Below are 19,196 nucleotides of genomic sequence, written 5' to 3'. Positions count from 1 at the left end.
GGCCGCAAGAAGCAGTAGCGGAGAAATCATGGCAATGAGGCGATAGCGTTCAAGAATTTGAGACATGGCAGCTCCTTGCGTTCCGAAAAAGTCTTGACGGACTGTTGTATGGCTTCTACTATACCGTCTGGACTGTATATGACTCAAGCTTTTTTGGAGCACGACCATGCCGCCCCGCGCGAAAACAAAGTTGCCCCCCCCGTCCACTGCCCATAGCAGCGCCGATGCGCAGCCCGGCCTCCAGCAAGGAGCCCAGCGAACTCGCGACCGCATCCTGCAGGCCGCCCGCGAACTGGTGCTGGAGGAAGGTGCCAGTCGCTTGACACTGGACGCCGTCGTTGTGCGGGCCGGGTTGAGCAAAGGGGCGTTTCTCTATCACTTCAAGACCAAACGCGATTTGTTCGTGACACTGATCGACGAGATGATCCGGGCGTTCGACGCGGTACAAGCCAATCACGAGCGCAGGTTTGCCGGAGATCCGGACCCCTGGCTGTCGAGCCAGGTGGAAGCGATGCCCGACGACGAGATGCAGAAGATGGGCGCAGCGCTGCTCGCGGCAGCTGCGGAAGATCCAACACTTCTCGACCCACTGCGCGAGTGGTACCGCGTGCAGTACGAACGCGTGCGTCGATCCCCGCGTGGCACCGAGACCGCGGCACTCATCATGCTGGCATTGGATGGCGCCCTGTTCGCCGATCTTCTGGGTTTGCCAATACTCGCACCCGCAGAGCGGCGGCATTTCTTTCGGGCGCTCCAGGATCTCGCCTCGGGCCATCTCGAACTTGTCCCGGCAAAAGGACGCACATGAGTCGCGTCCGTAGCGGTGTCATGACCGCGTGCGCACCGCGCTCCTTGGCGGTTGCTTGCACACTATCCATTTCGACTCTGCTCTCAGGGTGCGGAAACTCGCAATCCACCGTATCCGAGCCTCCGCGCGCAGTGAAGCTCGCCGCCGCGCAGTCGGATCTCCCGCATAGCTCTCGCATCGAATTGACTGGCTCGGCGCGAGCAACCGAGCGCAGCATCCTAGGATTTGAAACAGGAGGACGGATCGCCAAGTTGAACGTCGACGTGGGTGAACGGTTCTCCCGCGGCCAAGTCCTGGCAGAACTTGATGCGCAACCTGACCGGCTTCGCGTGACACAAGCGCAAGCATCCCTGGCGGCCGCCGAAGCCGGCCTGATGGATCGACGTGTACAGACAGATCAACAGCGCCGGTTGCTCGAAAGCGAAGTCATCTCCCCTGCTGCGTTCGAGAGCGCGAAGGCGCAGCTAGCGGTCGCAGAGGGTCAAGCGCGCACTGCCAAGGCGGCGCTTGGCCTGGCCGAACGAGCACAACGTGGCACGATGATCGTCGCTCCTTTCGATGGTGTCGTGGCGGAAAAGCTGGCTTTGGCGTTCACCGACATTGCTGCTGGTGCGCCGGTATTTCAGGTCGACGGCGTGCGCAGTGGCACTGAGATCATCGCGAACGCGTCTACTACACAGGCACCTCACATAGATGTCGGCCAACGCGCAGAACTGAGCTGGAGCGGAGCCGAACAACCAATCCGAGCGGTGGTACGTCGTGTCGGTCTGCGCGCCGAAAATGGCTCGCTCCTACCCGTGGTGCTAGTGCCTGAAGATAACGCGCAAGCGCGCGCACTTCGGCCAGGTATTCCCGTACAGGTCGTGCTCGACGCACCTGCGGCAACCTCCAAGACCTCTCGGCCCGAGACTGTATCCATACCTTATGCCTCGCTGGTGCTCGGCACGAAGCCGGGCGAGGCTTCCGTCTTCGTCTACACCCCTGAAGATAAGAAGGTGCACCGTCGCGCGGTGCGCTTCACGCCGGTACAGGAAGGAGACAGCGCGCGCGTCCTCGCTGGACTCAAGCCCGGCGAGACGGTGGTTGCCGCCGGAGGAGGATGGCTCACCGATGGACAGCCAGTGACACCACTGGAAGCCACCACTCAATTGACCAAGCGCTAACGCGATCCACCAGGTTACTTCATCATGAAGATCACCGAGATGGCGCTGCGCGCCAGTCGACTTACCTACTTTGTAGCGCTCATCATTTTCGTCGCCGGCATCGCGACCTTCCTGAATTTTCCTTCTCAGGAGGAGCCGACTGTCACGGTCCGCGATGCGATGGTCACGGCGTTGAACCCGGGGCTGCCCGCCGAACGCGTTGAGCAACTCATTGCCCGGCCGATCGAGGAGCGCTTGCGCGAACTGGCAGAGGTCAAGCGCGTGACGAGCACCGTGCGCGCAGGCAGCGCCATGATCCAGGTCACGATCTGGGACCGCTACACCGACTTGGCACCGATCTGGCAGCGCGTCCGGGCCAAGGTCGCCGATTCGAAGGATGCCTTACCACAGAGCACGATGGGGCCTTTCGTCGACGAAGACTTCGGCCGCGTCGCGGTTGCCTCGATTGCGGTCACTGCACCAGGTTACTCCATGAGCGAGATGCGCGTCGCGCTCAAGCAGATGCGCGACCGCCTGTACACCGTGCCTGGTATTGAGCGCATCACTTTCTACGGCCTGCAGGAAGAGCGCGTCTATCTCGAATTCGATCGGCCTAGGCTCGCGCGATTGGAGCTGACACCACAGGGGGTGATCGACCAACTCGTCAAACAGAACGTCGTCGCTTCGGGTGGACAAATTGTTGTCGGCGGCATCAATGCAACCTTGGCGGTCAGTGGCGAAGTGCGTGACGCTCCCTCCCTGCGAGCAATGCCGATCGCGCTGCCACGACCGCAAAGTAGTACGGCGCCCGTGCCGACGATCGCATTGGGTGAACTGGCGCAGGTGAGTGTGCGGCCAGCCGATCCGCCGGAATCTGCTGCCATCTACAAAGGCCAGCCCGCTGTCGTCATGGCGGTTTCGATGGCCTCCGGTCAGAACGTGGAGCAGTTCGGAAAAGCGCTCAAAGCACGGGTTGCAGACCAGGAGAAGCTGCTGCCGGCGGGTTTCGATCTGTCATACGTCACTTTCCAGGCCGATGTCGTCAAGCACGAGATGGGCAAAATGAACCACGTCATGATGGAGACGATCATCGTCGTCCTCGGTGTCGTCGTGCTATTTCTCGGTTGGCGCACCGGGATCATCGTGGGCATGATCGTGCCGTTGACGATCCTCAGTGCACTCATCGTCATGCGCGCGATGAACATCGAGCTTCAGAACGTCTCGATGGGCGCCATCATCATTGCGCTCGGCTTGTTGGTGGACAACGGCATTGTGATTGCCGAAGACATCGAACGCCGCCTGGCCGGTGGCGAAGATCGTAAGCATGCCTGCCTCGAGGCGGGCCGCACGCTCGCCATTCCGCTGCTCACGTCCTCGCTCGTGATCGTGATCGTGTTCTCGCCGTTCTTTTTTGGCCAGAACGCCACGAGCGAGTATCTGCACAATCTCGTGGTCGTGCTGGCACTGACGTTGTTCGCTTCGTGGCTGCTGTGCCTGACTGTCACGCCCCTATTGTGCTACCACTTCGCCAAACCCCATCACAAGCAGGAGCAGGGCGACGCCTATGACACCCGCTTCTACCGTGGCTACCGGCGCGTACTGGAGTGGGTGCTCCACCATAAGGCGGTCTATGTAGCGTCGATGATCGCGGCGCTTGCCATTGCGCTGTATGGCTTCACCACCCTGCCGTACGATTTCATGCCCAAGTCCGACCGGCTTCAGTTCCAGATTCCGGTGCAGCTCGCCCCCGGTACCGACTCGCGCGAAACGCTCGCCCGCGTGAAGCAGATCAGTGGTTGGCTGGGCGACACGAACATCAATCCAGAAGTCTCCGATCACATCGGCTACGTCGCCGATGGTGGCCCGCGCTTCATCCTTAGCCTGAATCCACCACTGCCGGCATCGAACATCGCGTACTTCGTTGTCACATTGAAGCCGAAGAGCGACATCGACGCCGTCCTCGCCCGCACCCGCAGCTACTTTGCGCAAGCACATGGCGACGTGCGCGCCGAGCCCAAGCGTTTCTCGCTCGGTGCGACCGAGTCAGGGACTGCCATTTATCGCGTCAGCGGTCCGGATGAGGAGGTATTGTTGGGGGCCGCGTCCAAAATCGAAGCAGCGCTGCGCAAGCTGCCCGGCACCATCAACGTCAAGAACGATTGGGATACGCGCGTTGGCCGCATCGACGTACGGGTCGACCAGGACCGCGCGCGTCGGGCGGGCGTGACGACTGAAGACATCGCTGGCGGGCTGGATGTCCGCTACAGCGGCAGATCGATCTCGGTTATTCGCGACGGTGACACCTCCGTCCCGATCGTCCTGCGCAGTATCGTAAGCGAGCGTCGCAGCACGGCAGACGTAGGCGCGACGCTCATCTATCCCACCAACGGCGGTCCAGCGGTGACGCTGGCTCAGGTCGCAGACGTATCGCTCGCGAGCGAGCCCTCGGTCATCCAACGGCGCAATCTCATCCGCACGATCACCGTGCAAGGACAGAACACCTCTTACACCGCCCAGGAGATCATCAACCGCCTGGCGCCTAGCGTCGCTGCCCTGGACCTGCCCGCGGGCTACTCGGTTGAACTTGGCGGCGAGATCGAGGAAGCCGCCGAATCGAACGCCGCGCTGTCGACCTACATGCCCCTCGCATTTCTGGCGATGCTGATGCTGTTCGTATGGCAGTTCAATTCTTTCCGCAAGCTCGGTGTGATCCTCGCGACGATCCCTTTCACGCTTATCGGCGTGGTATTGGCTCTGAAGCTGACCGGCACACCTTTCAGCTTCATGGCGACCTTCGGCGTACTGGCCCTGTTCGGGATCATTGTCAACAACGCCGTGCTCTTGCTGGAACGCATCGACCAGGGGCTAGCGGAAGGCCTGCCACGCCATGAAGCCTTGGTTGGGGCCGCGATACAACGGCTTCGTCCAATCGTGATGACCAAGGTCACCTGCATTTCGGGACTGGTGCCACTCATGCTCTTCTCCGGACCATTATGGAAAGGGATGGCGATCGCGATGATCGGTGGGCTGGCACTCGGAACGCTGGTGACGTTGGGCTTGATTCCGCTGCTTTACGAAGTCCTGTTTGGAATCAAGCGAATTGGGCCGTGGAACCTGAGTGTCGCCACCGCGCATGGAGATCGCTCATGAGTCTCTTGCGAGCCGCCGCGTGCTGCGCATTCTCAGAATTCGTATGCACCCACGCTTCATGCGTATGTCTCGCTAGGCTTATGCGATTCAGCACCCATCCGCTGATCTGGAAATCCTGGTCGATTGTCATTGCCGCAGGGGTTCTAGGAGCGGGCTATCCACTGGGCCTGCGGGCCATCACGGCGGGCGGTCCGATGCGCTGGGTCGGCCTCTGTGTGGCAGTGACGTGCATGGCGGCCAGCGGCGCACTTTTGTGGTTCGCGCTCAAGCGGATTCCGATCAGCGCGGCCTCTGCAGCCTGGGCAGGAATCGGGCTACTTGGAAACTTGGGCGTCGGCGCCCTCCTACTAGGCGATGTCGCATCGGTAACGCGCTGGTCTGGCACCGCCCTCATCGCAGCAGGCATTGCCTGTCTTAGTTTCGTTTGATCAAGGAGACCCATTATGAAGAGCAAAACTGCATTGATCCGCGGCGGCATCTTTTTTTGCGTAGCAGGCGCGCTCTCTGGATGCGCGACCAACAGCATGACGCGCTCCGGATTTCTCGGCGACTACGAGAAGTTATCGCCGACACGATACGAGAACGTACTGATGTACCGCGCAGCGGGATTCGAGCCCAAGCGTTATGCCGCTGTCGTGGTGGAAGAAGCGCAGATCAAGACCGCCTCGGGTCGCATCGATGGGCTCGATGACGCGCAGCAGCGCGAAGTGCTAGACCATGTGACGAGCGAACTGAAACGCCAGGAAGGCAAAAGTCCCGCCCCCCCAGGTGGCGCGGGACAGGTTCGGGTGCGTGTAGCGGTCACCGAACTGCAGACACCGAATCGGGCAGTCAATGCAATGACGACCCTGCTGGTTGGACCCGTGACGACGGGTGGTGCCAGCCTAGAGTTCGAAGCAGTCGATTTAAGGACGGGACGCCGGGTTGCTGCCGCCAGTTGCTTCGAGCGCGGCAACGTCATTAAAGAGTTCGCCGGTTCGTACACATTGCTGGGTCATGCCAAAGCGGCGATCACGAACTGCATCGAGCGCATCGACAGCGCTTGGCGGGACACGCAGCCATGAGCAACGCTTCACAGGCTTGGCTCCGGCAGGATGCCATGGTCGGCGGTGATCACAAATGGCTGGCGGGTGGCGACTGGACGATAGAGCACTACGCCAGTCTGGCAAAATCCGTGTCCGCCGCCCGCATCAGTCATGCCGAGGGGTACGCCACTCCCTTACTCGACTGGACGCAAGTCCAGAGACTGGACACCGCCGGCGCGGCTCTGCTGGTGGAAATTCTCGGGCCAGACTCGATACTCGACCGGCCGGAGGCAGCTCCAAATCTGTCCTCGGATCGCCTCGCCCTAATGAGAGCGCTGGCCGCCGCTGCTACCGATCAGCAGAAGACGGAGAAAGCAGCGGTGAGCGGGAATCCTCTGCTCCGCGGTCTGGGACGCATAGGCCTGACCTTGGAACAGGGCTGTCGTGCGTGTCTTGGTCTGGCCGGGTTCGTGGGCCAGATCATCGAAACATGGAGCCGTACCGTTCGTCACCCGCGTCGCTGGCGCGCGACCTCGGTGATCGCTCAAATCCAGCGATCAGCGGTGGACGCCATTCCCATCGTGGCGCTACTGAGCTTCATGGTAGGAATGGTGGTGGCGTTCCTGGGAGCAACGGTGCTGGCCAACTTCGGTGCGAGCATCTTCTCGGTGCATCTGGTCGCCTTCTCGTTCATGCGCGAGTTCGGAGTGCTGCTCCCGGCCATATTGATTGCAGGCCGTACCGCAAGCGCGTACACCGCCCAAATCGGTTCGATGAAGGCAAATGAAGAGATCGATGCGCTTCGCTCCAACGCGCTCGACCCCATCGAGTTACTGGTGCTGCCACGCGTGCTGGCGCTTCTTGTGTCCTTGCCACTGCTCACCTTAGTAGGCATCTTGGCTGGCATTGCGGGCGGCGCCACCGTATGCGCACTGAGCTTGGAAATTCCTCCCGCACAGTTCCTTGCCATCGTGCAGGAAAAAATCGAGGTGCGCCATTTTCTTGTCGGAATGAGCAAGTCCCCGCTCTTCGCGGTGATGATCGCCGCTATCGGCTGCCATGAAGGGTTCAAGGTCGCCGGTAGCGCTGAGTCGGTAGGCGACCACACGACGTCTAGTGTCGTGCAATCAATCTTCATGGTGATCCTGATAGACGCCATCGCTGCACTGTTCTTCATGGAGATGGGCTGGTGAGCGCGGTGAAGCAAGACACCGACAACGGTGTGCGACACGCTATTGAAGTGCGCGGCCTGGACAACAGGTTTGGAACCCAGCAGGTCCATCAGGACCTAGACCTGGACGTGCGGCGCGGGGAAATCCTTGGCGTGGTGGGAGGGTCAGGCACCGGGAAATCCGTGCTCTTGCGTAGCGTCGTCGGGCTGCAGAAGCCGCATTCGGGCGTGGTCCGTATCGGGGGGCGCGACCTACTGCGAGCCCAATGGCTTGCGCGCGCGCGTATGGAGCGAAGGTTCGGCATTCTGTTCCAGAAGGGCGCGTTGTATTCATCGCTGACCGTCTTGGAGAACGTCGCTCTTCCTTTGATCGAGCATGTCGGTCTGGCGCGGCCTCTTGCCGAGCGTTTGGCAAGAAGCAAGCTGGGCTTGGTGGGGTTGCCTGCCGGAGCGGGAGACAAGTATCCGGCCTCGTTGTCCGGAGGCATGGTGAAACGAGCAGCACTGGCGAGAGCCTTGGCGCTTGATGCGAACATCCTGTTTCTTGACGAACCCACCGCAGGACTGGATCCAATCGGGGCTGCATCTTTCGACCAATTGATTCTGACCCTGCGCAATGCACTGGGCCTCACGGTGTTTCTGGTAACCCACGACCTCGATACGCTGTACACCATATGCGACCGTGTCGCGGTCCTGGCGAACCAGAAGGTACTCATCAACGACGGCATCGAGGCAGTCGAGCGCTTCAAGCACCCGTGGATACAGGAATACTTTCACGGCCCCCGTGGCCGTGCGGCCGCACAGGCCACTGGTGCTTCCAGCCAAGAGACGCAGCCATGAAACCCCTCCGCATCTGCATCATTCTTCCGTCGCGCACGCATTGGGCTGGGCGCACGCAATATTTAAACTCTGAGAACGAGGTGGTCTGATCATGGAACCACGTGCCCATCATGTATTCATTGGTCTGTTCGTCGTGCTGCTCGGTGCGATTGGTATTGGCTTCGCGCTTTGGCTCAGCGACACACGTTCCGACCACGATTACCAGTATTACCGGATTATGTTCGATGAGCCAGTGACCGGGCTTACGCCCGGCAGCCAGGTTCAGTACAGCGGAATCACGATTGGCGAAGTCGTTGCACTTTCTCTTTCACCGCGAGACCCAAGGCGGGCGATAGCGCGCGTACGCATCAATGCCACCATCCCGGTCCGGCAGGATACCCGCGCTGAATTGGTCATCACGGGAATTACCGGCAACGCGGTGATCGAGTTGAGCGACGGTGGGCCAAACGTGCCATTGCTGGATCGGAGAGAGGACGAGGAACCGTTGATCCTCGCACCACGTTCGGCGATGGCATCCCTGGTCTCCGGTGAGGGGAACAGCATGACGACACTCAACGGCATCTTGCTGCGCACGCAGGAGTTACTGTCGAAGGAGAATTTGGCTCTTGTGCACCGCAGTCTGGTGAATCTTGAACAGACCACGGGCGCGGTCGCTGACCAGAGGGCCGAGATCGCGACGTTAATCAGCAATCTGACCGAAGCAAGCAGAGAATCGACAGCTGCCGTGCGCCAAGCAAATAGCACTCTTCGCGATGCCAACCTGCTACTAAATAACGATGGTAAGCAAATCATGGTGAACACGCGTGATGCAACGGCATCCCTCGAACGCGCCGCTTTCAGGGTTGAGACGCTACTGCAAAACAATCAGGAATCGCTGAACCAGGGCTTGGCCGCCACAGGTCCTGCCATGCACGAACTCCAGCAGGCGCTGGCCAATCTAAACACCGTGCTGCGCCGACTGGATCGCAATCCGGCGCAATACCTGCTCGGTGGAGAGAACATTGAGGAAACCAAGCCGTGAACACTTCCGCCAGGATGATTCCCGTCGCTGCCGTGACTATGACGCTAGTACTCGGCTTGTCCGCGTGCAGTGTGCTTCCCAAAGCAGCTCCAATGGTCACCTACAAATTGCCCGACTATCACATCGCCCAGGCGGAGAGTACGCCGCGCGCCGTTCCGGGACCCGGGGCGCTGCGCGTCTACGCCCCTGAGAGTAGTCGCGTCCTGGATTCGGAGCGGCTGTTCATTGCGCAGCCCGATGGTCGCTTGTCGGCTTGGCAAGGAGTGCGTTGGGCCGACCCCGCACCGGTGCTGCTGCGTGACCGAATCGTCGAAGCCTTCATGCGCGATGGGCGGTCGACTTCCGTGATTACCGATAGCACCCCAATGAGCGCCGATATGGAGTTGCGCAGTACGCTGCGGGCGTTCCAGCTCGAATACCGCGGCACTGAAGCGATCGCCGCGGTTCGGCTCGATGTGCAACTGGTCGATCCGGCCAAACGGACTGCTATTGCCAGTAGACGCTTCGAAGCAATCCAAGCCACAGGCAGCAAGCGAGAGGCCGATGTGGTGAGCGCGTTCGGTGTCGCCACGGATATATTGGCCGGGCAGATCGTTGAATGGGCAGTTCAGGTCGGGGCAGCGCGTTTGCGAGTTGCACCGGAATTGGCAAGCAACCATGCACCCACAGCGTCGTCGATAAGCACAGACTAGTCGTCTTAACGGAGCACAGAAGCTAGGGCCAAAACGCTGCTCGACACCTTAACTCGGTACGACAGCCTACGGCCCCGATCCAATCCCAGGACCTCTTTGCCGTCCAACCTCCCATGACACACCGCCGCCGCGTACAGTCGCGGCGATCTGCTGCCCCAGTCGTGGCTCGATTATCGGCCGCCAAGGCACCAGACTGAATCCCATGCCGTCATCGAGCAGCGCATAGCGACCGCTGGCGAGCATGACCGAGCGCCGGTAGATGCCGGCTACGCGCTGCCCGTCTGTGACGTGCCGATGCTCCAATCCGCTATCGGCGGCAATGTGCTGGGCGGCCTGCGCCAGCTCCCGATTGCGCAGCGTTTCCAGCAGATTCCGGGAGAGAATCAGCCGCTGCCCGCGCCGCTGGGCCAGCCCCTGTTCTTCGAGGAAGTCGGCGCGCTGCTGCAAGGCTTGCCTAGCATCGCCGCCAAAGCCCAGGTCGCCCAGTCCCTTGCCGCCGCCGATCAACTGCTGATCCAGCCAGGTCGCGCCGATGACGCGGGCCTGCCGTTCAATCGGCAGATGCGATTTCAGTTCGACCGCCACGCCGCCCAGCCGCTGCGCGTCGTACTGGCGGCCACGCTCGGCCAAGTCGTCCGGCACCTTCCATAACCCCTCGGCCACGCGCTCCACGATGCCGGCCCGCCGTAGGGCTTCCAGCCGGCGGATATGGGCCGCCACAGCCTCTTGCGGGTCGCGGCCGGGCTTGGCTCGGCCTTGCTCGATCGCCAGGTGGTGATCGGTGCGGTACAGGCCATTGCTCGCCAGCGTGGCGATGTTCTTGTCGGCCGCCCGCACCTCGGCGGAACCGCGTACCTCCACCACCGCGCCGATGGGATAGTTCGCCAGCTCGTCGCGGGCGTCCAACGCGACGTAGTGGGCTTTGCCGTCCAACCCGTCGATGACCAGATAGCCGCGGTCGTGCAGCTCGTCGGCCAGACCCTTAGCAGCCACGCGACCGACGATAGTGCGGCCGTCGTCGCCCGGCTCGAACACCGCCAGCTCGCGAGGCTTGCCGCTCATGGCCCGCTGCATCGTTCGGATGATGTCGCCACGCTCGCCCAGGGCACGCAAGGTCTTCTCCGCGTCCGCATGGACGGCCCAGGTGCCGGGCTGCACCTCGTCGGCCAGGCCCAGGCGCTGCAAGTGTTGCAGGCGGCCGATCAGCAGCAGGCGCTGGCGTTGCAGCCGGGGTTCGTTGAAGCGTTCGATCTGCACCCGGCCATCCTCGCCGGCCTCGCGCTGCAACGTGCGGTCGAGGCTCGTCCACCGCTCTTGCTCCACCTCGCGCTGCAAGGTCTGCTGGATCTCCAGTTCGGTGCGCGGCCCCAGCCATTCCGTCGCCAGCTCGGCGGCGCGATGGCGGAAGCCGTGGGCGATGTAGTCGCCCGCGATGATGAGGTCTTTGCCGGTATCGTCGCGTCCGCGCACGATCAGGTGCGTGTGCGGGTTGTCGGTGTTCCAGTGATCGACCGCCACCCAATCCAGCCGCGTCCCCAGGTCGGCCTCCATCCGGTTCATCAGGTGCCGGGTGTAGGTGCGCAGGTCGTCCAGCTCCGCACTGTCTTCAGGTGAGACGATGAAGCGGAAATGATGTCGGTCGTCCTGGCAGCGTTCCTTGAAGGCATCGAGGTCGGCTTCGTCGGTCTGCGGCCCGTAGGCACGGCCCGGCTCGCCGTTCCGGCCGGCACCGTCGCGCTCGATGTAGCGCAGGTGCTTGGCGAGCGACTGCGGACTGGCGTTGCGCTGGTTGACCAGCAGCGTCTTGATGGTCACGCGCCGTGACATAGGGGTCAGCTTTGCGCCTGCGAAGCGCGCCGCCGTATGGCCGCGTCCAAGCCGTGAGCCGGGCCGCTGGCCGGCGTGCTGGCCGCTCCCGCCAGCGGTAGGACGGCGCACCGCCGACTTGCCGCCGCTGGCCTTGCCAGCCTGCTTGAGCACCTTGGAAACGAAGCTCTGGCCCTGGCCTTTGCCTCGGTTCTTCGGCGCGCCAGGGCGCACCCAGAAATCATGGTCGCCGCGGTCGGTCATGGCTGTGCTCCCTGCAAGCTCCGGCGTGTCCGAGCGTGCGAAGCACGCGGACATGCCTGCATCGGCGCGTGCCTCGCGCCCCACGCGGCACGGCGGCGAAGCCGCGCCGTGCCGCGCCACCCCCACGTGCAGACTGGCTTTGCGGGCGGCAGAGTGCCGAACCCTTTTGTCTTGCCTTCCGCCTTTGCCCCTCGCTCCCGCTCCGGGCATCGGCGGCCCGGCGGCGCTGCTGCACGAGCAGCCAGCCCGCCGGCGAACACGCCAATGGCCGCAGGCCAGGCGCGTTCGAGGCAAGACGCCTGCACGTTGGGCGGCTGCGCCGAAGGCAGCGCGAAGTGCGGTGCGAATGCACCCGCACTGCACGCGCGACGACACGGCGACGAACAGTAGAACGACATGCCCGATGGCACGATGAGAGGCGCGGCAAAGTGCAGCGAATCGGCGGCCATCATGGACGTGTCTCCAGCCAGATCGGATGCGCAACGCCGATCACGGCGAACGCGCTGACCGGCCCGAAATAGCGGCTGTCGAACGACGCCGGGTTGGTCGCGCTCAACAGGAACAGTTCGCCCGGTTGGAGACGGCGGCAAAGCTGCAAGGATGGCAGCGGCCGGCCCAGCCGGTCGGCAGGCAGGGCGGCGGCCACCGGCACGCCGTCGATGCGAACCTGGCCGGCGACGATGCAAACGTGTTGTGGCGCGACTGCGCCCACACGTTTGAGCAGCGGAACGCGGGTCGGCAGGTAGCCGCGCTGCGCAGCCAGCATGGCGGCCCTGTCGGGCAGCGGCATCAGCACGATGCTGTCCACGGACAGCGGACGTGGCCGCGAGGCGGTGCGCGGGTCGAACGGTTCGATGCGATACCAACCGACCGCCACGCTGTCGGACGGGTTGTAGGCCATTCGCGGCAGGGGCTGCACGAACGCCGCCCAGGCCAGCGCAGCGAGGCCGACGGTGGCGAAGCCTGCCAGCACGAGGCGAGCGCGCAGGCGCGAGCGAGGATGCGGCACGGGGCCGGTCGTGGAAATCGTGGTCATGGCAATGCCCTCCCGGCCAGCCAGGCGGCGTGCCGTTCTGCGGTGTATGTGGGTAGCGCCGAGCGCGCTGCGAGCCGGTTCGCGAGCGTGCGCCAGTACGCGGGCGATGTGTCTGCGGCTGCGATGCCCAGCGCCTCGATGCCGTCGATGCGTTCCAGCACGGCGCGCACGTTGGCATCGCCTTCGGCGTGCAGCAGCAGACGCGCGCCCGGCTGCACGCCGGGGATGCGCTGCACGGCGTCCAGCGGCGTGGCGGTCTGCATCACCATGAGCTGCCAGCGGATCGTGCCGTAGTCGTTGGCCTGCCAACGGATGCGGCACAGAACCGCGTTCGGCAGGAACACGGCGCAGCGCCGCCAGCGGTCGAGCTGGAGCGTGCGCGCCGGTTCGCCGAAGCGCAGGTAGAGCTTGAAGCGCGGTTCGATGTAGGCCAGCGCCACGCGCGTCAGCGGCACGTTGCCGGCCTGGCCGGCGAGTGTCGAAGGCGCCGGCGGCGGCGCAGCCGTGGGCGCACTTGCTTTGGGGGTGTGGGCGGTCGAAGCGGATGCGTTCACGGCGTGCCCTCCGGGGGAAACTCCCGCTCCAGCAGGTCGCGCAGCAGTTCGGCTACGGTCACGCCTCGCGTGAAGGCCGACACCTTGATGCGCGCCCGCATGGCGGGCGTGATGTCGAGCGTCAGTCGAGCGGTGTAGAGGTCGCCTTTCTGCACGGCATCTGCGTCGCCCTGGCGAATCCACGCTTCGGCGTGCGGATTCGCTGGGGGACGCGCACCGATGCCGACGCGCTTGCTGCGTGGTGGTGGCTTCCCAGTCATGTCGGCCACCGCAGCAGTTCGTCGGTGAGCGCGGCGATCTCGCGGGCAGCGGCGCTGTCGGGCGCGGTTTCGCGGGCGAGCCGGCCAGCGGCTACGCTGTCGGCAAAGACGATGCGCTGGTGGATCTCCGAGCGCAGCGCGGGCAGCGGCTGTTCGGCCAGCGATTGCCGTGCCTCCCTGCCGATGATGGTGGTGCTGACGCGCCGGTTGATGACGAAGGCCGCGCGCAGCGCTGGCCGGAACACCTGTGCTTCGCGGATCAGTGCGACCATCTCGGCAGAAGCCCATACGTCGTAGGGGCTGGGCTGCACGGGGATCAGCACGCGCTCGGCCGCCAGCAGCGCGGAACGCGCGAGGGCGGCGATGCGCGGCGGGCCGTCGATGATGATGTGATCGGCCCGCCTGGCGAGTTCTGGCGCTTCCTGATGCAGCGTTTCGCGGGCAAGGCCCACGGCGCTGAACAGACGGGGCAGGCCCTGCTGGCTACGCCGCTGCGTCCAGTCGAGCGATGACCCCTGCGGGTCGGCATCCAGCAGGATGACATGCAGGCCGCGCATCGCCAGTTCGCCGGCGATGTGCGTGGCGAGCGTGGTCTTGCCGACGCCGCCTTTCTGGTTGAGAAACGCGAAGATCATGGCGCGGCCCTCCGAGCTGGAAAGCCGGCCTGGCCGTGCCGTTTCGTGGTTGTCCACCGAAACGGCGCGCTTCTACTAAAAGTTATGTATTTCTTGTTAGGTAAGTTAGAGGGAACGCAAACCCGCGCCGTTGTTGGCTTTCCGGCGTTTTCGTACTCCTGATAGCACGAGGGTCGTACTCCTGATAGCACGATACCCGGTACTCCTGATAGCACGAGGCCGTCCACAGGTTCTCCCGCAGTTATCCCCGTGCCGCGTGCGGCACGGGCCGGAAGGTCAGCAGCTCGGTGTTGTCGTCCGGCATCCGCTCGATGCCGAGGACGTAGCCGGGCAACGACTGCCGCGCCACCAGGGCGCGCACGTCGTAGGCGAAGTCCGAGAAGCGGGCCGCGCTGCCGGATTTGCGGTACAGGTGTCGGAAGTCGAATTGCCAGCCGTGCTCCTGCCGCCCGCCATGCTTGCGCACCAGGCGGTACAGCCAGCGTTCGATACCGCCCTTCAAGCGGAAATAGGCCGGGTCGATGGTCAGCACCAGGGCGGCGTCGAGCACGCCGGCATAGAACCAGTCCGGCAAGATCAGCTCGATGCCCAGCGGGGTGCCGCTGGCGTCGGCGAGTTCCTTCCACTCGTTGATCCACGAGAAGCGATGCAAGCGCCTTCCCGTGGTTTCGCGGATGGACGTGGCCACCGTGGTCGATTGCAGCCGGTCGAGGGCGGCCTTCAGGCGCTGGTAGTCGTTGAGGGACGTGCCGCGCCCGATGAAGCGCAAAATCTCGTAAGGCGTGGCGCGTATCCAGCGCGACGGGCGCAGGCCCGCGTCGCGCGCCTCCACGATCTGCGAGGCGGCCCATATCAGCACGTCGGCATCCCATATCGTTGCGATGCCGTGCTCCTGCGTGCCTTCCACGCGAATGGTGACGTTCCCGCTGCGGAAGTCGATCGGCGCCGTGCGCCGCGACTTGGCAAGCGAGAAGAACGGAAAGGCCATCAAGTCCTGGGAATCGCGTGGCGCCATGTCGCCCGGCAGCGCGCGGAACAGATCGAGCTGTTCGCGCTGCGGCAAGGCTTGCCCTGGCGGGCTGGACATGGCGAAGGCCACCCACGCGCCGACGATCAGCGGCCATCACGGTAGTCGCCCGCGTGGCGCTCGGCGTATTCGGGATCGGACGTGGCCTCGTAGCTGCGCTGGTCGGCCCAGGCATCGAGGTCGGACACCGCGTACATGACGCGGCGGCCGAACTTGCGGAACTTGGGGCCGCCGCCGATCACCCGCTGCTTCTCCAGCGTGCGCGGCGACAGCCGCAGGTAGTCGGCGGCTTCGTCGTTTGTCAGGTAGCGTTGAGGCTGCGAGGTCGCAGTGACGGCAGCGGCGGCAGGCCGCGAGGGAGCAGGTCGCATGGGATGTACCTCCATCAAGCCCGGCCACACCACGCGGCCGGATAGAGGCACTCTCAAGAAAGCAAGGCTTCTTGCTAAGGGACGATTCGCACGGGTCGAGAAACGTCCCCCCTAATGCGACGGGAACATTGGAAGCTGCGCTAGTCGGCGGTAGCCGCCGTGCATCAGCTCATCGCCGCGGCGTACCAGCCGCCGTACGCGGGCACGCAATGCACTGTCTTTGTGCCAGTCGGCCGCGACGGCATCCGCGCCGAACAGACCTTCGCCCACCTCGCGCAAGGAGGCTCCCGCGAGGGTCGCGTCGAGCGCTTGCAAGGTATGCAGTTCCAGCAGCGCGGCGGGCGTGGGGCGGGAGCGGGCTGTTGCCACAGGCGTGGCCACGGTTGCGGCAGATAGCGCATCCAGCTTCGCAGCGAGCGTGCGGTAGCGCGCACAGGGCGTGGCGCAGGCGCGTGTGGCGTAGAGATAGGCCGAACCATCTTCCAGGTCGGGTGCGAGTGCCAGCCGAACGCAGCAGCCTGGCCAATGCGATACGAGCACCAGGCGCTTGCCGTCGTGGGTCAGTTGCTTGCGCCCAGGAATGCGCCAGAACTCGAAGGTATGCGCATCGGGTGGTGGGTCGGCGTCGGGGTATAGCTGCACCACGGCATCGTGATCGGGGAACCAAGCAGGATGTGCGTCGCGCGCATCCAGGCCGGGATCTTCCAGCAGGCGCAGGCCCCAGGCCTGCGCCGCATCAGGCTTGCGACGCCGGCGTAGCCAGTCGCGCCGGTAGCTTGGATTCCTGCGCAAATACTCCCAAGCCAGCGCTGGGCCATCGAGGTGCAGCGTGTAGAGATACGCGGCCGTGGGATACCAGTGTTGGCTGCTGCGGTCAGTCATGGCGAAACCTCCCTGTTTCTGGGAACGTCGCCACAATTCCGCTGTGCGGGAGCTATCGAATCGCCATCAAGTGGTCATCAAACTCGGGTTACGCTTTAACTGCTGGTGTCAAGACAGATTCGCTCCAGTGCATTGCCGAAATCGTCTAAATGCGACGACTGCACCGCCCGGAAATGGGGTGCAGCATTGAACACCGTGCCGAATCTCGCGCCTGGCATCATGACTGTTTTGGTCAGGAGCGCACCACCCTGGTGCAAGCATGCGGATCAAGACTTGCCAGGTCTTGGCTAAGACCGAAATAGTCACAATGCGATACTTTTTGCCTGGTCGCGCTGGAATGCGTCAATCGGTGATCGAACCGTTTTCCTGAGCCAGTCGAACGTATTCCGACAGCGGCCGCGTCGGCTGGAAATACCGATCTCGTATCACGGGCTGCTTGAGCGGCCCGACGATGGACGCCAGATCGGACAGCTTCACCGTCGCCAGGGCAGGCATCCCGATCCCGAGGTCGATCAGGCCGTAGGCCGTATCGCCATCGGTCGGATCGAGCGCGGCCAATAGCCAGGTCGCATGTGCGTCCGGTGTGAACAGGCGCACCACGGGCAGCGGGTCACATTCCTGGCCTGCGGCGCGGGTGAGGCCGTGGGCCAGTAGGTGCACCCGGTCTTCCTCGGTGACAAGCGTGGTCAAGGCCGCGCCCCTTCCACGAACACACGCAATCGCCGAGGCGCATCTGTGCCTGCGGACGGATGCACGTATGCGCAAGCGCACGAAGCCGCAAAAGCGGAGAGGCACGAAGGCGTATTGGTGGAAGTCAGGAAAGACACGGATGCGGTTCCCTGGGTCTGAGGAAATCCGCAGATGCGGATCTCCGTAAAAGCACGGAAAAGGAAAACATCACCACCAAATGAACACTATAGATTGTAGTCCTATAGGGCGCAATGGGCTGTCATCTTGGTTTTTTGGGGAAACCATAGGTGGCAGCGAAGAACTCATTGGCAGCGGCGATTCGGACGGTAAGGAAGGCGCGTGGTTTGAGCCAGGAAGCGTTCTCCAACGTGTCCAGTCGCACCTACATGAGCACGCTGGAGCGCGACCTGAAAAGCCCAACCATCCAGAAGCTGGCCGATCTGTGCGAGGTCATGGAAGTGCATCCGCTCACGCTGCTCACATTGGCTTATGCCGGTGACAGCACCCGCGAAGCTGATGAATTGCTGGCACAGGTGCGCCAGGAACTCAGGGCGATATTGGAAGAGCCCGACACGCCTTAGCGCGTTGGCGTGTGGTACTGAATTGCAGCAAGCGGAGCGCGCAGCGCCGCAGGCGCGAAGGCGTGAGGGATTGAAGCCGGATGGCCGTGACGGCTTGCCGGCACGGGGCGAAGCCCGAAAGCCCGGCGGCGCTTACAGCGCCGACACGCCACACACCGCTCGTTGACACGGATTGCGAGCCACAAGGCACGCATGCAGGCCCGCCGTGACGGGCGTATCCAGCACGCGGCAGCAGCAGAAATCCTGCGCGTGCGGTGCTGCGATCAGCAGCATCGCGCCCCGCCGCAGTGGGCGGGACGCGGTAAGCGGCTGTCAGGCCGCCTTCGGCTTGTTGCGCGACCAGATCAGGTCGTGCGTGCCGTCCTCGTTCTCGATCAGGCGGGCATAGACCGTCGCCGGGAACGAAGGGTCGTCGATGGATACGGACAGGTATTCCCGCCCGGCCTCGCTGGTCTTCTTCCACGCTGCGCCGACTTCGTGGCCAGCCGCTTGCAGGTGGAAGTCGGGGGCGTTCTCGGTGTCGCCCTTGTCGTTGGGAACCAGCTTGACCTTGACGTTGAGCGTCAGGGTGCGAAGCGTGCCGGTGAAGCCGTCTTTCTCTGCGGTGAAGGTGCCGATGTTAGCCATGATGTTTCTCCTTTCGGGTTGAACAAGGTCGCGCCAGTGCGTCCTTGTTGTGATCCGGCCGGCGGGGGATGGGCTGGTCGCACCGCACAGCGGTCGCAACAACGTGGAGAACCTGGAAGCGAAAAGAATTTGTCCCGCGAGGAATGCGCGCAGCGCAGGGGAAATTGTTTTCGCTGCAAGGTTGCGGCCATCAAGCACAAGGCGCAGCCGCGCCACCGCCAGGATTCACAACAAGACAAGGACGCACAGGCCGCCCGCTCCCGAATGGAGACGTGGCCAACTCGGCATCCCCGCGTGACGGCTGCACCGGCTTGCGCCCTGACGCGGGCCAGGTCAATGCCCCGACGACAAGGCCAGAGCGCCCCTGCCGCAGCTCACGGCCACATACTGAGGCGTGGTGTGGAAGCTCCATAGAAGCGAGGCTGGGCGGCGTGTCGGTGAACCGTCTTTCGTGACGTACAGACAACGAACCGCCAGCGTCGGGGACGGCACGCTTTCGTGCAACCTGCCGCAGCAAGCCGGGGCGTAGCCACACCAGCCCCGCCCATTGCGGCGGGGCTCGGTCGAATCGTGGGGGGGGGGGGGGGGCGCCGCCCCCCGTGGGGTGGGGGGGT

At 63.6% G+C, this 19,196-nt stretch carries 20 protein-coding genes; 10 read left to right on the top strand and 10 right to left on the bottom strand.

The features are described 5' to 3' along the window. The first annotated feature begins 166 nt into the window (after nt 1–166). From ACEU5R_RS29740 to ACEU5R_RS29700, 9 genes are all read left to right on the top strand, one after another. Nucleotides 167–808 (top strand): TetR/AcrR family transcriptional regulator, encoded by a 642-nt coding sequence (locus ACEU5R_RS29740; protein ID WP_023093369.1) that lies wholly within the window; start codon nt 167–169, stop codon nt 806–808. 131 nt (nt 809–939) lie between these two features. Next, nucleotides 940–1,971, top strand: a complete 1,032-nt coding sequence (locus ACEU5R_RS29735) for an efflux RND transporter periplasmic adaptor subunit (RefSeq protein ID WP_225984323.1) — start codon at nt 940–942, stop codon at nt 1,969–1,971. 24 nt (nt 1,972–1,995) lie between these two features. Further along, nucleotides 1,996–5,100 carry an efflux RND transporter permease subunit gene (locus ACEU5R_RS29730; RefSeq protein WP_003092293.1) on the top strand — a complete coding sequence of 1,035 codons (3,105 nt, stop codon included), beginning with the start codon at nt 1,996–1,998 and terminating at the stop codon, nt 5,098–5,100. A gap of 80 nt (nt 5,101–5,180) precedes the next feature. Beyond that, nucleotides 5,181–5,528, top strand: coding sequence for a multidrug efflux SMR transporter (locus tag ACEU5R_RS29725; protein ID WP_038421338.1), 348 nt, complete (start codon nt 5,181–5,183; stop codon nt 5,526–5,528). A 15-nt stretch (nt 5,529–5,543) separates the two neighbouring features. Next, the gene (locus ACEU5R_RS29720) at nt 5,544–6,164 is read left to right on the top strand and encodes a DUF3313 family protein (RefSeq protein ID WP_000837791.1); all 621 of its coding nucleotides are present in this window, start codon (nt 5,544–5,546) and stop codon (nt 6,162–6,164) included. After that, nucleotides 6,161–7,318, top strand: a complete 1,158-nt coding sequence (locus ACEU5R_RS29715) for an ABC transporter permease (protein WP_000063629.1) — start codon at nt 6,161–6,163, stop codon at nt 7,316–7,318. Before ACEU5R_RS29720 ends, ACEU5R_RS29715 begins: the two co-directional genes overlap by 4 nt. Continuing rightward, nucleotides 7,315–8,136 (top strand): ABC transporter ATP-binding protein, encoded by an 822-nt coding sequence (locus ACEU5R_RS29710; protein WP_023093371.1) that lies wholly within the window; start codon nt 7,315–7,317, stop codon nt 8,134–8,136. The genes ACEU5R_RS29715 and ACEU5R_RS29710 overlap by 4 nt, the downstream gene beginning before the upstream one ends. Before the next feature lie 91 nt (nt 8,137–8,227). Beyond that, entirely contained in the window at nt 8,228–9,157 is a 930-nt protein-coding gene (locus tag ACEU5R_RS29705; protein WP_000433686.1) for an MlaD family protein, read from the top strand. Between the two features lie 92 nt (nt 9,158–9,249). Further along, nucleotides 9,250–9,849, top strand: coding sequence for an ABC-type transport auxiliary lipoprotein family protein (locus ACEU5R_RS29700; protein ID WP_003124411.1), 600 nt, complete (start codon nt 9,250–9,252; stop codon nt 9,847–9,849). A gap of 66 nt (nt 9,850–9,915) precedes the next feature. Here the strand turns inward: ACEU5R_RS29700 and ACEU5R_RS29695 are convergent, their stop codons facing one another. From ACEU5R_RS29695 to ACEU5R_RS29655, 9 genes are all read right to left on the bottom strand, one after another. After that, entirely contained in the window at nt 9,916–11,919 is a 2,004-nt protein-coding gene (locus ACEU5R_RS29695; protein ID WP_000132148.1) for a relaxase/mobilization nuclease and DUF3363 domain-containing protein, read from the bottom strand. A gap of 448 nt (nt 11,920–12,367) precedes the next feature. Beyond that, nucleotides 12,368–12,955: a S26 family signal peptidase gene (locus ACEU5R_RS29690; protein ID WP_003092304.1), complete on the bottom strand. Its 588-nt coding sequence runs from the start codon at nt 12,953–12,955 to the stop codon at nt 12,368–12,370. Continuing rightward, on the bottom strand, nt 12,952–13,509 hold the full coding sequence (locus tag ACEU5R_RS29685) for a DUF2840 domain-containing protein (RefSeq protein WP_023093372.1): 558 nt from the start codon (nt 13,507–13,509) through the stop codon (nt 12,952–12,954). Before ACEU5R_RS29685 ends, ACEU5R_RS29690 begins: the two co-directional genes overlap by 4 nt. Next, nucleotides 13,506–13,769 carry a hypothetical protein gene (locus ACEU5R_RS29680; RefSeq protein ID WP_000147048.1) on the bottom strand — a complete coding sequence of 88 codons (264 nt, stop codon included), beginning with the start codon at nt 13,767–13,769 and terminating at the stop codon, nt 13,506–13,508. The genes ACEU5R_RS29685 and ACEU5R_RS29680 overlap by 4 nt, the downstream gene beginning before the upstream one ends. Then, entirely contained in the window at nt 13,766–14,404 is a 639-nt protein-coding gene (gene parA, locus ACEU5R_RS29675; RefSeq protein WP_003092312.1) for a ParA family partition ATPase, read from the bottom strand. The genes ACEU5R_RS29680 and parA overlap by 4 nt, the downstream gene beginning before the upstream one ends. A 241-nt stretch (nt 14,405–14,645) precedes the next feature. Next, complete coding sequence (locus ACEU5R_RS29670; RefSeq protein ID WP_003092315.1) at nt 14,646–15,503, bottom strand: replication initiator protein A; 858 nt, start codon at nt 15,501–15,503, stop codon at nt 14,646–14,648. 14 nt (nt 15,504–15,517) lie between these two features. After that, a complete protein-coding gene (locus ACEU5R_RS29665) occupies nt 15,518–15,802 on the bottom strand; it encodes an AlpA family transcriptional regulator (protein WP_001247107.1) in 285 nt (94 codons plus the stop codon). Nucleotides 15,803–15,913: 111 nt separating this feature from the next. Beyond that, nucleotides 15,914–16,684, bottom strand: a complete 771-nt coding sequence (locus tag ACEU5R_RS29660) for a DUF2285 domain-containing protein (protein WP_003092318.1) — start codon at nt 16,682–16,684, stop codon at nt 15,914–15,916. Nucleotides 16,685–17,026: 342 nt separating this feature from the next. After that, nucleotides 17,027–17,374 carry a DUF2958 domain-containing protein gene (locus ACEU5R_RS29655; protein WP_016487838.1) on the bottom strand — a complete coding sequence of 116 codons (348 nt, stop codon included), beginning with the start codon at nt 17,372–17,374 and terminating at the stop codon, nt 17,027–17,029. Between the two features lie 287 nt (nt 17,375–17,661). Between ACEU5R_RS29655 and ACEU5R_RS29650 the strand changes: the two genes are divergently transcribed. After that, nucleotides 17,662–17,955, top strand: coding sequence for a helix-turn-helix domain-containing protein (locus ACEU5R_RS29650; RefSeq protein ID WP_006379425.1), 294 nt, complete (start codon nt 17,662–17,664; stop codon nt 17,953–17,955). A 312-nt stretch (nt 17,956–18,267) separates the two neighbouring features. Here the strand turns inward: ACEU5R_RS29650 and ACEU5R_RS29645 are convergent, their stop codons facing one another. Next, on the bottom strand, nt 18,268–18,582 hold the full coding sequence (locus ACEU5R_RS29645; RefSeq protein ID WP_001273857.1) for a DUF736 domain-containing protein: 315 nt from the start codon (nt 18,580–18,582) through the stop codon (nt 18,268–18,270). Between the last annotated feature and the right edge of the window lie 614 nt (nt 18,583–19,196).

The sequence above is a fragment of the Achromobacter sp. 413638 genome (assembly GCF_043119405.1).
In the GTDB taxonomy this organism is placed as follows: Bacteria; Pseudomonadota; Gammaproteobacteria; order Burkholderiales; family Burkholderiaceae_B; genus Achromobacter.
Note: the sequence above shows the minus strand (reverse complement) of the source record. Positions and strands in the feature narration are given on the sequence as shown.